Below are 14740 nucleotides of genomic sequence, written 5' to 3'. Positions count from 1 at the left end.
ACCCCCGGACGCGAGCATCAGCCCGCGGTGACGTCGATCAGGCGAACAGCGTTTCTACCTTGGCCTTGACCTGCGCGAGCTGCACTTCCGCTGCCTCTGCTCGCGCCGTCATGTCGGCCAGTTCAAGCGATAGATCCGGCGCGCGCGCCTGCTCGTCCACACGGCGAACGATCTCGGCGAGTAGTGCCCCGAGCTCGAGCTGATCGATCGCCATGGCGGCCGTTGGCTGCGCGGGGGGCACTTCACTGATGTCGAAGCCGCCAACCACTGACATACCTCGCTTGACCAGGCTCGCCGTGGCTAGCCCGAGCGACACGTCGTGCTTTCGCGCATGCTCCTCGATCGCGACGATCACGTCGTCGGCCGAGGCGGGGATCTGAATCGACTTTGCGGGCATGACGGCTTCCTTCTCACTTCGTGGTGCCGGCTTCGGCTCGGCCGGGGCTGTGGCGACGGTCTTGAGCAGCGCCGCGGCATTCTCAGCGACCACCGCCTTCGAGCTCTTGCGGCCGCGCTGGACGATCTCTGCGATCCGGGCCGCGGCGCGTTCGACCTCGACGTCGGCCTTCTTCACGGCGGGGGCGACGCGACCCACGCTGGCGATGGCGCCCTTCGCGCGGCCGAGCGCGATGCGGCGGTCGGGACCGTATCCCTTGATCGTGATCTTGCCCGCGTCGGCGAGCTCGGCGAGCAACGTGCGCGCCGACTCTGTGCTGTCGAAGCCGAACAGCTCGCAGATCTCGGCGTCCGTTGGCGTCGGCTGCCCCGCGTCGAGCTTCTGCTCGATCCACGACAGCATACGCGCGAGGTTGAGCCTGGCGTGCGCCATCGTCAGACTCGCAACGGCATGAGGACGAACGTCGCGTTGGCGCCTTCGCGATCGCGCCAGAGCGCCGGTCCGGCGCTGTCCGTGAACGTCGCCTCGATCTGGTCGGCGTTGAGGTGCCCGAGCACCTCGCCGAGGTAGCGGGCGTTGAAGCCGATCGTCAGCGCCGGGCCGACATAGTCGCAGGACAGTTCCTCGACGGCGGTGCCGTTCTCCGGGCTAGTGACCGACAGGACGATCATGTCCTTGTCGAGCACCATCTTCACCGCGCGCGTCTTGTCCGACGAGATGGTCGTGACCCGCGCAACCGACGCCGCGAGCTGCTCGCGATCCACCTTCAGCAGCGAGGTATGTGACGACGGGATCACGCGAGTGTAATCCGGGAACGTCCCGTCGATCACCTTCGAGTGAACGACCGTCTGACCTATCTCGAAGCGCAGACTGGTGGCGGAGACGCGGACCTCGATCTGGCCTTCGTGGCGATCCAGCAGCGAGGTCAGGACCTTGACGATCTTGCGGGGGATGATGACGTCGGGCAGCGCCTCGGCACCATCCGGCAACGCCATCACGCCGCGCGCGAGGCGATGGCCATCGGTGGCGGCGAACCGTAGATCGGCGCCTTCCGGCGCGTGCATGAACACGCCGCCCAGGTAGTAGCGCGTCTCCTCGGTGGACGCGGCGAAACCGACGGTCGACAGCGCGCCGGACAGGTAGATGGCCTGCATCTCGAATTCGGCATCCCAGTCCTTGCTCGGCAGGACCGGGAAATCCTCGATCGGCAGCGTCGGCAGCGAAAACCGCGACCGGCCCGCCGATACGGTCAGCTTGCCATCGGCGTACGCGAATCGGACCGATGCTTCGCTCGGCAGCTTCTTGGCGATACGGTTGAGGACGTCCGCCTCGACCGTGAGGGACATGGCATCGGCCGTCCCGTCGAGCGTGACATGTCGCTCGCCCCACGCTTCGAGGTCGGTCGCGGTCAGGGTCAGCGCGCTTGGCGTCACCACCATGAGCACATTCGACAGGACCGGGATCGTGTTGCGCTTCTCGACGACGCCGGCGACATCGGCGAGCGCGGCGCGAAGCGATGGCGCGTCTATCTCGAACGAGCGCGCGGGTTCGCCCGCCTGCGCCTGCTTCTTCGTCATGCGGCGATCCCTGTGATGAGGCCGTTGGATAGGATGATGATCCGCCGGTAGGTCGGCGCAGCGCAGCCCTGGACGCGGATCAGATGCGTGGAGATCATGGCTTCGAGGCCGGCCTTGACGGCATCCTCGGTGAGCCCGGCTTTGGCGGCGAGCTGGCGGTCGGTCGGGCACGGCCGGCCGTGGCGGGCGAACCGCTCCAGCACCGGCAGTAGCGCGTCGACCACCGCGGCCTCGCCGTCGGCAATCGGCTCGACGGCAGCCGTTAGGCGCGGCCGGACGATACGGGACAACGCGCAGGGCACGGCCGTCCGGACGGCGGTGTAGTTGAGCCGGCTTGGATCGAGCGTCGACCGCACCTGGACGAGCAACACGACCTTACGACTGGCGAGGTCGCGCATGCGCGCGGCGCCAGCGGAGGTCCGAGGCAGACCACAGCGGCTCGCATAGATGAAACGATCGCCCGGCTTGGCCACGGCCAGCCAGGCGTTGATCCGATCGACGCCGGCGACGAGGCCGCTGACCTCGTCGAACATCGGACCCGAGGAGACGGAGGCTCGGGGGTACACCCCCGCCTCCTCGGCACACACGCGCCCGTCGGCATCGTGCATGGTCAGTGACGCGGGCCTAGCCATGAAGCACCGCGTAGAGATCCGGCGAGGCGGGACGCGTCTTGGGGGCCACAGGAGCCACCTCGCCGGCACGCGCGAGGAAAAGGGTCAGAACCCCGCGCGTGATCTGTTTGAACATCAGGCGGCGATCCGATCTGCATCGAACCAGCCACCGGCCGGCCGCGAACGCCAGTCCAGGCGACCGATGCCGTGCGCGGTCACGCAAGCGATATCGCGGACGAGTTCCTCGCCAGGGATCAGCGTCCCGTCGACAAGGGTCTGCAGCGTCACTGCCGACACATGCATGCAGCGCGCGGCGAACGGCAGATTGCCCTTGTAGGCGGACGCGATACGGCGGGCGAGGAGGCGCGCGCCTTCGTTCGGCGGAATCGCCGGCAGATGCAGTTTCATGATGTTGCTCCCTCGCTGGTGGAGCGGGCGACCGCCCGCATGTGAACGGCGACGCGGATGACGTCGTCGAGCTCGCGTTCCAGGCGTGCGGCGTCTTCCCGACACCACTTGCCGTCAGAAAGACCGCCGCAGACAGCACGGGTCGCGTCGTTGAACTCGCTGGAAAGCTGCGACATCATCGACAGGAGGTCTGCATTCGTCGCCGGCACATCCGGCTCGGCAACAAAGGTCCCACCCATCGCCTTGCACAGCGCCTGCGTGACGTGCGGCCAGCCGGTGCGCTCGCGTGCCAGCGGTTCGAGATCGGCGACAACGTCGATCGGCGCGAAGCAGTCTGCCTTATTCGGCGAGCCGTATTCAGCGAGCATCGACTTGCCGACACGGGTGAAACCGGCCCCGGCCTCCAAGCCGCCAACGCCTCGGATCATTTCCGCGGTTGCGCGCTTCAACAGCGCCTTTTCCGGCGTCATGCGGATGCCCGATCGGAAACTTCATCCGCCTTTCCGGCTGACGTGGCACGCCCCACCGGGCATTCCGGCGCCATGCTCAAGGGATACACGACGTCCTCCGCCGTAACGGCCAGACCGAGTTCTCCTGCTTTTTGGAGCACCCGGTGCTGATGGCCAGCGGGAACCCGGCCGGCATTTTTCCAGCTTTGGACGGTCGAGGGCGCCTCGCCGAGATGGGCGGCCATCGGGCGAATGCCGCCGAATTTGTCGAAGAGCGTCGTCATGGCAACGCTATGTGCGGCACAGCCGTACATTCGTCAACGGGAAAACCGCACAGACAATGTGCGACTTTTCCGCAAGACGAGGATATGGCCGATCAGACCCCTATAGCGACCCTGCTGAAGCGCCTTCGCGAGGCAACCAACCCTAAAATATCGGTGCGCGCGACTGCGGAAGCGCTTGATATGCCGCCGTCATCATACGCCTTTTACGAGGACCCAAACGGCTTTAAGAAACCGTTTCTTCCCGTTCCGCTCGCGCGCCAGTTAGCTCAAATATTCGGAGATCGCGGCATTGAACGTCGCGACGTGTTGGCTCTTGCAGGCTTCGATGAGCAGCACGCACCAGAGAGCGAGAGCGATCAGATCGCCCAGCAGCTCGACGCGGTTATGTTAGATGAAATCGAGGTAGGGTACTCGATGGGCGGCGGCACTGAAGTCGGCGAATACCAAATCGTGAGGCAAGTTCCCTTCTCGCGCGAATGGCTCTCGTCGCTGACCAGTGCTCCGGCCAGCCAATTATTCGTCGCTCGCGGCGATGGCGATTCTATGATGCCGACCTTGCTGGATCAGGACATCGTGATCATCGATCGGTCACAACGTTCGGTGCGGCAGCAGGATCGAATATGGGCTGTCAGTTACGGCGGCTTTAGTATGATCAAGCGCGTCCGGATACTTCCTGACGGCGGTATGCAGATTAATAGTGACAACCCAGCCGTAAGTCCGATCCAGGCATACGACGGGGAGGCTTTCCTAATCGGTCGGGTGGTAGCGATCGTCCGTCGGATCTAGCTGTGCGGAAAAACCGTTTGACAGTGTACGGCTAAACCGCACATAGGCTCACATCAGGGCACCCCGCCCGATGGGAGCACGCCGTGCATCTTGCCACACTGCCAGACGATGCGGTCGCCTTCGGGCGCCATGCCGCGGACCTTCCGGGCGCGACGCCGCTCGACCTGACCGCCTATCCGCGCCCCTCACCGATGGGACCGACGCCGCGCACGATCCGGGAGCACGTCGGCAAGCGCGAGATCGGTAGCTTCGGCACATGGCTTGCCGAGCCCGACCCGACCGCGCGCCGCCTGCGCGATGTCGTCCGCCGCGCGCGCGCCGTCGATGATCTCGCGCGCCGCCCGGTCTCTGCCGCACCTAGGCTGATCGCGATGCGGGAAGCGGCGGAGGCCCGTGCTGATCGCGCGATGCGCAATGCCATGATCATGGTTGCCGCGGCGCTCGCGCTCTGGGTCGGCGTGCCGACGGCGCTCGCGCTCATTGCGGGGGTCTTGTGATGGACAGCCGCATCAAGACGGCCAAGGGGCCGACGATCCTGCTCCACAGCGGAGCCTATTTCGATCTGCTTGACCCATGGGGCAGCCAGTTCACGATCGAGGACATCGCACACGGCCTCTCGAACACCTGCCGCTACGCCGGCCAGTGCAATGCCTTCTATTCGGTCGCCGAGCATAGCTGGCACACCAGCTACATCGTGCCCGAGCACCTTCGGTTCGCCGCGCTAATGCACGATGCCGCCGAGGCGTTCATCGGCGACGTCACCCGACCGCTGAAATCGCTCTTGCCCGACTACAAGCAGATCGAACGCGGCGTCGAGGACGCGATCGCGGCGCGGTTCCGAATCTACGGCATGGATGCGCCAGAGGTGAAGCACGCGGACCTCGCGATGCTTGCAGCGGAGCAGTCGGAGATCATGCCGCCGCATGCTGATGGCTGGGCCGTCCTTGGCGGCGTCATTCCGGCGCCGGTCAACCTGCGCATGTGGCGGCCGGAGATGGCGGAGGAGGCGTTCCTCGATCGCTATCATCAACTGGTGGCCGGGCAGGATATCATACCCGAAAGCACGAAGCCTTCGTTGCAGGTGAGGACGACTACGCGTGGCTTCGCTGTGGCACGCAGCGTCGACCTCTATGATCAGCCTTGGAGCATCCAGGACAGCTCGCTCGCCACGCAGGAGGCCATCTGGCTGGGCGGCGATGGCGAGGACGGCGGCAGGGCACACCTCACGCGTCAAGACGCCGAAGCCCTCATCCCTCTGCTCCGGCGCTTCGTCGATACTGGTTCGATCCGAGCACCAGAGGTGGCAGCATGATGCGTCCGCTCGTCATCGACAACTTCGCCGGTGGTGGCGGCGCCTCGACCGGCCTCGCCCGCGCGATCGGTCGCGAACCTGACGTCGCGATCAACCACGATCCCGAGGCGGTAGCGATGCATATCGCGAACCACCCCTCCACCAAGCACTATTGCCAATCGATCCTCGCCGTCGATCCGCTCGACGCCACGGGTGGGGCCCCGGTCGCGCTCGCCTGGTTCTCGCCGGACTGCAAGCACCACAGCAAGGCGAAGGGCGGCAAGCCGCGCGAGAAGAACATCCGCGACCTCGCATGGGTCGTAGTGCACTGGGCCGAGCGGCTGCTGAAAGCGACGCCGAACGGCCGCGGCGCGCCGCAGGTCATCATGCTGGAGAACGTCGAGGAGTTCCGCCAGTGGGGCCCGCTCGACGCCGAGGGCCAGCCGATCAAGGAACGCCGCGGCGAGGAGTTCGACCTGTGGTGCCGCCGCCTGCGCCGGCTCGGCTACAAGGTCGAGCATCGCGAGCTGCGCGCCTGCGACTACGGCGCCCCGACCAGCCGCAAGCGCCTCTACCTGATCGCCCGCCGGGACGGCCTGCCGATCGTGTGGCCCGCACCGACGCACGGCAAGCCCGGCACGCCCGAGGTGGTGTCCGGTCAACGCCTACCATGGAGGACGGCGGCCGAGTGCATCGACTGGTCGATCCCCTGCCCCTCGATCTTCGACCGCAAGCGCCCGCTGAAGGAGGCGACGCATCGTCGCATTGCGCACGGTGTCATGCGCTACGTTGTCAATGCGGCGACGCCGTTCGTCGTCGGCACCGCCTTCACCAATACGCGCGCTGCTCGCGTCTTCGATCCACAGGATCCGCTCCGCACGGCAACGGCGCAGCAGGAATATGCGGTCGCCGACGCCGCGATCGTCCCGATCACCCATACGGGCGATCCGACTCGCGTCCACAGCCCCGGCGATCCGATGCGGACGATCACCACGGCCAATGGCGGCGAATTCGCGCGGTCGACCGTCACTCTTGCGCCGCACGTCACCAAGTTCCGGACAGGCTCGATCGGCAGCGATGCCGGCAACCCAATGCCGACGGTGACGGCCAACGGTCACAGCGCCCGGCCCGCCGGCGCAACACCGCTGGGCGTGGCCGCTGCGACCCTCATTACGATGGGCTATGGCGAGCGTCCCGGCCAACAACCTCGGGTGCCACACCTTGACGTCCCCGCCCGCACCATCACCGCAGGCGGCGGCAAGCACGGGCTGGTCGTCGGCCATCTGGAAAAGTTCAGCGAGAACAGCTGCGGGCGTCCGGCCTCCGAGCCGCTCGACACCGTGATGGCGGGTGCACCACGCCATGGCGCGGTGACGGCGTTCCTGTCGCACTTTTACACGTCGAAAACGAACAGTGGTCGCGGCGAGCCGGACCAGCCAGCGAAGACGGTCACGTCCGAAGGCCAGCACCACGCTGTCGTCTGCGCTCACATGGAGCAGGCGAACACCGGTCGCATCGGGCACCCGATCGAGAAGCCCGTGTCGACGATCACTACGGCCGGCGCTCATCAGCGCCTGGTGCAGACGACGATGGTCGACGCCGACGCATTGCCGCCTGAGCAGCTGGCGCGGGCCGTCCAGGTCGCCGCCTTCCTCGTGAAATACTACGGTTCTGGCGACGGTCAGGCGCAGGCCGCGGATCGGCCGCTCGACACTATCACGACGCTGCCGCGATTCGCCGTTGTCACGGTGACGATCGACGCGGTGACCTATGTGATCGTCGACATTGGCATGCGGATGCTGACGCGCCGCGAGCTGGCCAATGCACAGGGCTTTCCGCCCGACTATCAGCTCGCACCGCTGTGCGACGTCAGTCGACGGAAGGACGGCACGTGGCGCAAACTCAAGACGCCTCAGCCGCTGTCGATCAGCTCGTCGATCCGGATGATTGGCAACAGCGTCTGTCCGGACATGGCCGAGGCGCTGGTCCGCGCGAACCTGCCGGCGCTTTGCGCAGTCGAGCAGCCGCACGAGGTGGCGGCATGACTGTCTATGTCGATGATGTCCGCCATCGTTTTGGACGCATGGTGATGTGCCACATGTGGGCCGATACCACCGAAGAACTGCATGCCGCGGCTCAGGGGCTTGGCCTGCGCCGATCATGGTTCCAGGCGCCGCCAAAGGCTTCATGGGAGCATTACGACATCAGCTTGAGCGTCAAGGCCCAAGCGATCGCCAATGGCGCCATCCTGACTGACAAATATGGCCCCGTCGAACACACAAGCAGGCTCCGGCTTGAGCACGAGAACGAGGTCGTCCGCTTACGGGCACGGGAAATGCTCGATCGCGTCGCCATCTGCCGCGCCCAAGCCAAGCAGGATCGGCTGCTGTGAACGCCCCTCCCTACGCCGCACCCCAGCATCGCCACCTCTGCGCACGTGCAGCGGTGACATTGCTGCGCGCTCGTGAGGACGCCTATCCCGCCGCGATAACAGCCGGGAAGATCACGGCAGAAGATGCCGATCGCGGCCTCCACCTTGCGCGATGCATCGCCGAGCAATGGCGTTGGGTCTTCGACAAGGGGCAACCAGCATGCCCGGCGTTCGATGAGCGGACCGACCGATTCGGGGCGTTCAATTTCGAAATGGCGGCCGAGCTGGGCCGCGCAGCAGATCGCCAGCGTGTCATCGCCGCCCGAAAGCCGAGTGACGCTGGCGCCGAGGAGCTGGCCGAGCTCTACGGGGCGCTGGCGTGGCACCAGCGGACGCACGCAGGGGCGGCGTGGATCGTCCATATCGTCGACGTCGAGCGATCGGCCGCGGCGAAGGCGCTCGCGAGGGCCGCATGAAGCACGACCCTGCCCTCATCGATCTGGTGAAGGCCCTTGCGCGGGCAGCAGCCGCGCGGGACATAGCAGCCTCGCGACCTAAGGACCCGACCCGTGCGGACCGTCATCTACGCCCGTTTCTCCAGCCAGCTTCAGAATAGCCGGTCGATCGACGATCAGATTGCGGTCTGTCGCGATCGTGCAGACCGGGAAGGCTGGACGATCGTCGACGTCTATACTGATTACGCCATCAGCGGCGCGGCCGGGATCAGCGAGGCGCAGCGCCCCGGCCTTGCCGCCATGCTGGCGCGGGTCGAGGCAGGCGGCGTCGAGCAGGTGCTCACCGAATCGACCGACCGCATCGCTCGGCATGAGGGCGACAGCTTCGCGATCCGCGAGCGGCTTCAGTTCGCCCGAGCGCGGCTCTTCACCCTTTCCGACGGCGAGGTCACGAACCTTACCGGGACGATCAAAGGCCTCATGGACGCGCAGTTTCGCAAGGAGCTCGGCGCCAAGATCAAGCGCGGCCAGCGCGGCACCGTGGCGCAAGGCCGCAGCCCGGCCGGCATCGCATATGGCTATCGAACCGCCAACCGCATTGATCCGAACGGCCGCCCCGTCCGCGGTCTGCGCGCCATCGACGAGGAGCAGGCGGAGATCGTGCGTCGCATCTTCCGCGAGTATGCCGCCGGCATCAGTCCGCGCGGCATCGCGCAGCGGCTCAACGCCGACGGCATCCCCGGCCCGCGCGGCGGTGCGTGGAAGGCTACGACGATCGCGGCCGATAGGACGCGGGGCAATGGTCTGATCCAGAACCAGCTCTACATCGGCCGCATCATCCACAATCGGACATCGAAGATCGTCGAGCCGGTCACACGATCGGTGCGCATCCGGCCCAACCCGCCCTCGGACTGGATCATCGAGGAGGTGCCCTCGTTGCGCGTCATCGATGACGCCCTTTGGGAGGCCGTCCAGGAAGGGCGCGGCAGCTATGGGACTCCGCAGCCGCAGCAGGCGCGCCGTCCTAAGCACATGCTGTCGGGGCTTGGCGTCTGCGGCGTCTGCGGCAGCGGCTGGATCGTTAAGGGCAACGGCTATTGGGCGTGCGGAGGCCGCAAGGAAGGCAACAACTGCGCCAATGAACGCACGGTTTCGACGGCTCGCTATGAGGATCGGGTGCTGCATGGGCTGCGCGCGCAGATGCTCGATCCTGACCTCGTTGCGATCTTCGTGAAGGAATATCACGAGGCCCGCGCCCGAGGATTGCGGGAGGAGCGACAGAATCGCACGCGCTACGAGCGGCGGCTGGCAGAGGCGTCCGGCAAGGTCGACCGTCTGGTCGCCGCGATCAGCGCCGGCGCCGGCGAGTTCGCCGAGGTGCGCGAAGCACTCCAGCAAGCCCGCGCCGAGCGCGATGCTGCTCAGGAGGCGCTATTGGAGATGGAGGCGCTTCCCGTGGTCGCGCTGCATCCTGCCGTGGTGACATCCTACCGCCGCGAGGTGGAGGAGCTGCACGCCATGTTCGCTGACCCGGAGGCGAAGGCCGAGGCCGTCCCGAAGCTGCGCTCCATGATCGACCGGATCGTGCTCGTCCCAGCCGCGGAGGGTCGCGGCGTCGACATCAGTGTGGAGGGTCGCCTTGCAGCCATGCTCGCAATCGCCGGCGGCAATGCCGCTCCTAAACCGATTACGATAACGATGGAGCGGGTGAAGGGAATCGAACCCTCGTCGTAAGCTTGGGAAGCTTCTGCTCTGCCATTGAGCTACACCCGCGCGGCACCGTCAGGCGGTGCGAACGCGGACTGACTAATCGCCGCGAGCCGGTGTGGCAAGCGGTGTTGCGCGATCAATCGCGGGTCAGCACGTGCAGCGTGGCCGGCGCCACCCACACGATGCCGCGCGCACCGGACGCGAGCCTCGCCTCATCGACGCGCGCGCGATCCGCCACCGTCACCCGCAGGCGCCCGCCGTGGCGCGTCGCCGCGGTGACGTTGGCCGCGCCACCGAGCGCGGCGAGCATCGCCCCCGGCACCGCCACCGCGGCCGCGGCCGGCGCCGGCGCCGGCGCGGCCTCGACCGGATGGCCGGCGTCCGCCCAAGCGCGCATCTCCATCGCCAAGCCGTCGGCGATGCCACCCACGACCACCTGCACCGATGTCGGCGACGGCCGCAGCACGCCGCGCGCGCCCAGTTGGCGCAGCCGCGGCTCGTCGATCGCGCCGGCGTCGGCCACCGCCAGCCGCAGGCGCGTCGCGCAGGCGTCGATGCTGCGCAGATTGGCCGACCCGCCGAGCGCGGCGACGAACGCCGCCGCGCGCGCGTCGCCGCTCACCGCCGGCGCGGCCGGCCCGGCATCGACCGCCTCGCGGCCCGGCGTCGGCAGGTCGAAGCGCAGGATCGTCCAGCGGAACAGCACGTAATAGACGAACGCATAGACCGCGCCGATCGGCACCAGCAGCAACGGCCTGGTGGCCTTGCCGAAGTTGAGGACATAGTCGAACAGTCCGGCGGAGAAGCCGTAGCCGAGCTTGACGCCCAGCGCGTTCATCAGCGCTTCGGACAGCCCGGTCAGCACCGCGTGCACGCCATAGAGCACGGGCGCGAGGAACATGAAGCTGAACTCGATCGGTTCGGTCACGCCGGTGAGGAACGAGGTCAGCGCGAGGCTGAAGAGCATGCCGCCGACCGCCTTGCGCCGGTCGGGCGCGGCGGTGTGGTACATGGCGAGGCAGGCGGCGGGCAGGCCGAACATCATCACCGGGAAGAACCCGCTCATGAACCCGCCCGCGGTCGGATCGCCCGCGAAGAAACGGGTCAGGTCGCCGGTCTTGCCGTGATAGTCGCCGACGACGAAATAGGCGACGTTGTTGAGGATGTGGTGCAGCCCGGTCACCAGCAGCAGCCGGTTGAGCACGCCGAACGCGAACAGGCCGAACCCGCCCGCGGCGACGACGCCGCGGCTCAGCGCGTCCATGCCGGCATTGATCGGCGCGTAGCTCAGCCCCAGCACCAGCGCGATCAGCAGGCCGGCGACCCCGGCGATGATCGGCACGAAGCGGCGGCCGCCGAAGAACGCGAGATAATCGGGCAGCTTGAGGGTCGAGAAGCGATTGTAGAACAGGCCGCCGACCAGTCCGGACACGATACCGATCGGTACTTCCAGCCGATCGATCGCGGCCGTCCTCCACGCCGCGGTCACGCCCGCGGCCAGCGCCGCGGGCACGCCGGCAAGCGTCGCCGCCGGCACCGTCAGGAACACCTGTGCGCCATTGGTCGCCACGAGGAAACAGACGACCCCCGCCATCGCGGCGGCGCCGTTGCCGTCGCGGGCAAAGCCGGTCGCGACGCCCACCGCGAACAACAGGCCGAGGTTGGCGAACATCGCATCCCCGGCGGCGCTGAGGAAGGCGATGTCGAGCATGTCGGACTGGCCGAGCCGGAGCAGCAGCCCGGCGATCGGCAGGGCCGCGATCGGCAGCATCAGGGCGCGGCCGAGCGGTTGCAGGAACGCCATCAGCGAGAAACGCGACGGCTGCGCGGGCGTGGTCATCGTCCGGTCTCCTCGGCAAAGCGGCGGGCAAGCGCGCGGACCGCGCCGGCGCCGGGCGCGGCGAGCGCGGCGGTGGCGAGCGCCTGTACCGCGGGCAGCGTCAGGGTGGCGACGAGCGCCTTCGTCGCGGGAACGCGGCCCGGCGGAACCGACAGGGTGCGCACGCCGAGCCCGATCAGGATCGGTGCGGCGAGCGGATCGGCGGCGAGGCCGCCGCACACGCTTACCGGCACCCCGTGCGTCGCGGCGCCGTCGCATGTCATGCCGATCAGCCGCAGCACCGCCGGGTGCAGGCCATCCAGACCGGCGGCGAGCGCGGGATTGCCGCGGTCCATCGCGAGGACATATTGGGTGAGGTCGTTGCTGCCGATCGACAGGAAATCGGCGTGCGCCGCGATCAGGTCCGCGGTCGCCGCGGCGGCGGGCGTCTCGATCATCGCGCCGAGCGGCACGGGCGGCAGGCCGTCGGCATCGCGCAGCCGGTCGAGCATCGCGCGCACCGCGATCATTTCCTCGATCCCGGTCACCATCGGCACCATGATCCGGCAGAGCGCCACGTCGGGCACCGCAAGGATCGCGCGCAGCTGCGTCTCCAGCACCTCCGGCCGCGCCAGCGCGACGCGGATGCCACGCAGGCCCAGCGCCGGATTGTCCTCCGCCGGGATGGCGAGATAGGGTGCCGGCTTGTCGCCGCCGACGTCGAGCAGCCGGATCACGACCGGCCGGTCGGGCAGCGCCGCCATCACCCCGCGATAGTCCGCCGCCTGCTCGTCGAGCGAGGGCGCGGTCGTGCGGTCGAGGAACAGGAATTCGGTACGAAGCAGGCCGCATCCCTCGGCGCGCATGGCGGCGGCGGTTTCGGCATCCGCCACCGAGCCCAGGTTGGCGAATACGGCGATCGGCAGCCCGTCGGCCATCGCCGCCGGCCGGTCGCCCGCCGCCAGCGCCGCCGCCTCCGCCGCCGCCCGCGCCGCGATCGTGGCGCGCGCCTGGACGAGCCTGCCGGGGGCGGGATCGGGGATTACCGCCCCCGCATCGGCATCGAGGATCAGCGGCGTCCCGTCGGCGACCGCCGCCATCCCCTGCCCCAGGGCGACGACCATCGGCACGCCCATCCCCGCCGCGAGGATCGCGACGTGCGAGGTCGGACCGCCGCGCAGCACCGCGAACCCGCCGACCCGCGCCGTCGCCAGCGCCGCCAGTTGCGATGGCAACAGGTCGTCCGCCAGCACGATCGCGCCGGCAGGCACGATCTGGGCGCCGGGCTGCGTCCCCAGGATCGCATGGACGACGCGCAGCGCGACGTCGCGGATATCGTCGGCGCGCTCGGCGATGCGGGCGTTGCCGGTGGCGCGCAGCTGCGCCTCCTGCGCCTCCGCCGCGGTCATCAGCGCGGCCGCCGCGGCCATGCCGTTGGCGACCGCGGCGTCGGCACGGGCGCGCAGGTCGGGATCGTCGAGGATCGCGCGATGGGCGGCGAGCACCCCGGCCATCGGCCCCGGCGTCGCGATCGCGGCATCGAGCGCCGTCGCAACCGCCGCCAGCCCGGCCGCCAGCCGCTCCTGTTCGACCGCGACGCCCTCGCCCGCAGTCGGCAGATCGGGCGCGGCGATGCGCAGCCAATGGGCCGGGCCGACTGCCAGTCCGGGCGCCGCCGACACGCCGCGCAGCGCACCCGCCTCCAGCGGTGCGGCCTCGACGGCCGGCGGAGCGGTGGGCGCGGGCGACGCGTCGACCTCGGCGGAGAGCAGCGCCGCGACCGCCTCGATCACGCGGGCGGCCTCGGCGCCGCGCGCCTCGATCGTCACCGGCGCCCCGGCCGCAAGGCCGAGCGCCAGCAACGCCACCGGGCTCGCCGCGGAGGCGGAGCGCTCGCCGCTGCGCACGGTCACCTCCGCCCCGCTGGCCCGCACCGCGGCGACGATCCGCGCCGCCGGACGGGCATGCAGGCCGTGCGGGAGCAGCACGACCATGTCGCGGCGGACGAACGCGCCGTCGACAGGGCGGGCGGCCTCGCCGCGCCCGGCCCGGACGATGCGCAGCAGCGGATCGCCCACCGCGATCATGCCCTCCGCGGCCATGTCGGCCAGCGCGACGCCGGGCCCCTCGATCAGGATCACCGGCGTGATGGCGGAGGGCGCCTGCTGCACGATGACGTCGAGATCGAACCGGACCAGCGCATCGCCGGCCGCCACCGCATCGCCGGGCGCGACCAGCGGCGTGAAGCCATGCCCGCCGAGCGCCACGGTATCGACGCCGATGTGCATCAGCAGGGAAACGCCGTCACCCGCGTCCAGCGTCACCGCATGCCCCGCATCGTGCACCGTCAGCACGGTCGCGGCGCAGGGCGCGTGCAGCGTGCTGCCGGTCGGATCGATCGCGATCCCCGGCCCCATCATGCCGTCCGCGAACACCGGATCGGGCACCGCGGCCAGGGGCAGGACCCATCCGGCGATTGGCGCCACCAGCTGCACGTCCGTCATTCGCCGATCTTCCCCGTCATCCGCCCGGCAGTCTATCGCACGTCCGGATCGTGACAATACCTATTGCATACCATTTCG

Annotated in this window: 16 protein-coding genes and 1 tRNA gene; 7 read left to right on the top strand and 10 right to left on the bottom strand. The window is 68.6% G+C overall.

The genetic code is table 11. From position 1 onward, the window contains the following. Window positions 1-37 precede the first annotated feature (37 nt). The 7 genes from LPN01_RS09660 to LPN01_RS09630 all read right to left on the bottom strand — a co-directional run bounded on the left by LPN01_RS09660 (window position 38) and on the right by LPN01_RS09630 (window position 3726). Window positions 38-829: a hypothetical protein gene (locus LPN01_RS09660; protein ID WP_262828181.1), complete on the bottom strand. Its 792-nt coding sequence runs from the start codon at window positions 827-829 to the stop codon at window positions 38-40. A gap of 2 nt (window positions 830-831) precedes the next feature. Beyond that, window positions 832-1974, bottom strand: coding sequence for a DNA polymerase III subunit beta (gene dnaN, locus LPN01_RS09655; protein WP_262828180.1), 1143 nt, complete (start codon window positions 1972-1974; stop codon window positions 832-834). Further along, entirely contained in the window at window positions 1971-2507 is a 537-nt protein-coding gene (locus LPN01_RS09650; RefSeq protein ID WP_262828179.1) for a hypothetical protein, read from the bottom strand. The genes dnaN and LPN01_RS09650 overlap by 4 nt, the downstream gene beginning before the upstream one ends. 91 nt (window positions 2508-2598) lie before the next feature. Continuing rightward, window positions 2599-2721, bottom strand: a complete 123-nt coding sequence (locus LPN01_RS09645) for a hypothetical protein (protein ID WP_262828178.1) — start codon at window positions 2719-2721, stop codon at window positions 2599-2601. Next, on the bottom strand, window positions 2721-2993 hold the full coding sequence (locus LPN01_RS09640; protein WP_262828177.1) for a hypothetical protein: 273 nt from the start codon (window positions 2991-2993) through the stop codon (window positions 2721-2723). Before LPN01_RS09640 ends, LPN01_RS09645 begins: the two co-directional genes overlap by 1 nt. Beyond that, a complete protein-coding gene (locus LPN01_RS09635; protein ID WP_262828176.1) occupies window positions 2990-3463 on the bottom strand; it encodes a phage regulatory CII family protein in 474 nt (157 codons plus the stop codon). The genes LPN01_RS09640 and LPN01_RS09635 overlap by 4 nt, the downstream gene beginning before the upstream one ends. Continuing rightward, entirely contained in the window at window positions 3460-3726 is a 267-nt protein-coding gene (locus LPN01_RS09630; RefSeq protein ID WP_262828175.1) for a carph-isopro domain-containing protein, read from the bottom strand. Before LPN01_RS09630 ends, LPN01_RS09635 begins: the two co-directional genes overlap by 4 nt. An 84-nt stretch (window positions 3727-3810) precedes the next feature. On the opposite strand from LPN01_RS09630, the gene LPN01_RS09625 reads away from it, so the two are divergent. The 7 genes from LPN01_RS09625 (at window position 3811) to LPN01_RS09595 (ending at window position 10363) form a co-directional block, all read left to right on the top strand. After that, a complete protein-coding gene (locus LPN01_RS09625; RefSeq protein WP_262828174.1) occupies window positions 3811-4512 on the top strand; it encodes a helix-turn-helix transcriptional regulator in 702 nt (233 codons plus the stop codon). Between the two features lie 83 nt (window positions 4513-4595). Further along, on the top strand, window positions 4596-5009 hold the full coding sequence (locus tag LPN01_RS09620) for a hypothetical protein (protein ID WP_262828173.1): 414 nt from the start codon (window positions 4596-4598) through the stop codon (window positions 5007-5009). Continuing rightward, the gene (locus LPN01_RS09615; protein WP_262828172.1) at window positions 5009-5824 is read left to right on the top strand and encodes a hypothetical protein; all 816 of its coding nucleotides are present in this window, start codon (window positions 5009-5011) and stop codon (window positions 5822-5824) included. The genes LPN01_RS09620 and LPN01_RS09615 overlap by 1 nt, the downstream gene beginning before the upstream one ends. After that, a complete protein-coding gene (locus LPN01_RS09610) occupies window positions 5821-7848 on the top strand; it encodes a DNA cytosine methyltransferase (RefSeq protein ID WP_262828171.1) in 2028 nt (675 codons plus the stop codon). The genes LPN01_RS09615 and LPN01_RS09610 overlap by 4 nt, the downstream gene beginning before the upstream one ends. Continuing rightward, window positions 7845-8195, top strand: coding sequence for a DUF4031 domain-containing protein (locus LPN01_RS09605; protein ID WP_262828170.1), 351 nt, complete (start codon window positions 7845-7847; stop codon window positions 8193-8195). Before LPN01_RS09610 ends, LPN01_RS09605 begins: the two co-directional genes overlap by 4 nt. Next, on the top strand, window positions 8192-8650 hold the full coding sequence (locus LPN01_RS09600) for a hypothetical protein (RefSeq protein WP_262828169.1): 459 nt from the start codon (window positions 8192-8194) through the stop codon (window positions 8648-8650). The genes LPN01_RS09605 and LPN01_RS09600 overlap by 4 nt, the downstream gene beginning before the upstream one ends. 93 nt (window positions 8651-8743) lie before the next feature. After that, entirely contained in the window at window positions 8744-10363 is a 1620-nt protein-coding gene (locus LPN01_RS09595; protein ID WP_262828168.1) for a recombinase family protein, read from the top strand. On the opposite strand, the gene LPN01_RS09590 is transcribed toward LPN01_RS09595, so the two are convergent. The 3 genes from LPN01_RS09590 to ptsP form a co-directional block, all read right to left on the bottom strand. Further along, window positions 10329-10402 (bottom strand) — tRNA-Gly (locus tag LPN01_RS09590). The two genes, LPN01_RS09595 and LPN01_RS09590, sit on opposite strands and share 35 nt — an antisense overlap. A gap of 73 nt (window positions 10403-10475) precedes the next feature. Then, a complete protein-coding gene (gene nagE / locus LPN01_RS09585; RefSeq protein ID WP_262828167.1) occupies window positions 10476-12179 on the bottom strand; it encodes an N-acetylglucosamine-specific PTS transporter subunit IIBC in 1704 nt (567 codons plus the stop codon). Further along, entirely contained in the window at window positions 12176-14662 is a 2487-nt protein-coding gene (gene ptsP, locus LPN01_RS09580) for a phosphoenolpyruvate--protein phosphotransferase (protein ID WP_262828165.1), read from the bottom strand. The genes nagE and ptsP overlap by 4 nt, the downstream gene beginning before the upstream one ends. Window positions 14663-14740 lie beyond the last annotated feature (78 nt).

The sequence above is a fragment of the Sphingomonas sp. A2-49 genome (genome assembly GCF_025548555.1).
In the GTDB taxonomy this organism is placed as follows: Bacteria; Pseudomonadota; Alphaproteobacteria; order Sphingomonadales; family Sphingomonadaceae; genus Sphingomonas.
This window is presented reverse-complemented; position numbering and strand designations above follow the sequence as displayed.

Coding starts and splice junctions, on each gene's coding strand:
- LPN01_RS09660 (WP_262828181.1), bottom strand. CDS start 829: ATGGCGCACGCCAGGCTCAACCTCGCGCGTATGCTGTCGTGGATCGAG.
- dnaN (WP_262828180.1), bottom strand. CDS start 1,974: ATGACGAAGAAGCAGGCGCAGGCGGGCGAACCCGCGCGCTCGTTCGAG.
- LPN01_RS09650 (WP_262828179.1), bottom strand. CDS start 2,507: ATGTTCGACGAGGTCAGCGGCCTCGTCGCCGGCGTCGATCGGATCAAC.
- LPN01_RS09645 (WP_262828178.1), bottom strand. CDS start 2,721: ATGTTCAAACAGATCACGCGCGGGGTTCTGACCCTTTTCCTCGCGCGT.
- LPN01_RS09640 (WP_262828177.1), bottom strand. CDS start 2,993: ATGAAACTGCATCTGCCGGCGATTCCGCCGAACGAAGGCGCGCGCCTC.
- LPN01_RS09635 (WP_262828176.1), bottom strand. CDS start 3,463: ATGACGCCGGAAAAGGCGCTGTTGAAGCGCGCAACCGCGGAAATGATC.
- LPN01_RS09630 (WP_262828175.1), bottom strand. CDS start 3,726: ATGACGACGCTCTTCGACAAATTCGGCGGCATTCGCCCGATGGCCGCC.
- LPN01_RS09625 (WP_262828174.1), top strand. CDS start 3,811: ATGGCCGATCAGACCCCTATAGCGACCCTGCTGAAGCGCCTTCGCGAG.
- LPN01_RS09615 (WP_262828172.1), top strand. CDS start 5,009: ATGGACAGCCGCATCAAGACGGCCAAGGGGCCGACGATCCTGCTCCAC.
- LPN01_RS09610 (WP_262828171.1), top strand. CDS start 5,821: ATGATGCGTCCGCTCGTCATCGACAACTTCGCCGGTGGTGGCGGCGCC.
- LPN01_RS09605 (WP_262828170.1), top strand. CDS start 7,845: ATGACTGTCTATGTCGATGATGTCCGCCATCGTTTTGGACGCATGGTG.
- nagE (WP_262828167.1), bottom strand. CDS start 12,179: ATGACCACGCCCGCGCAGCCGTCGCGTTTCTCGCTGATGGCGTTCCTG.
- ptsP (WP_262828165.1), bottom strand. CDS start 14,662: ATGACGGACGTGCAGCTGGTGGCGCCAATCGCCGGATGGGTCCTGCCC.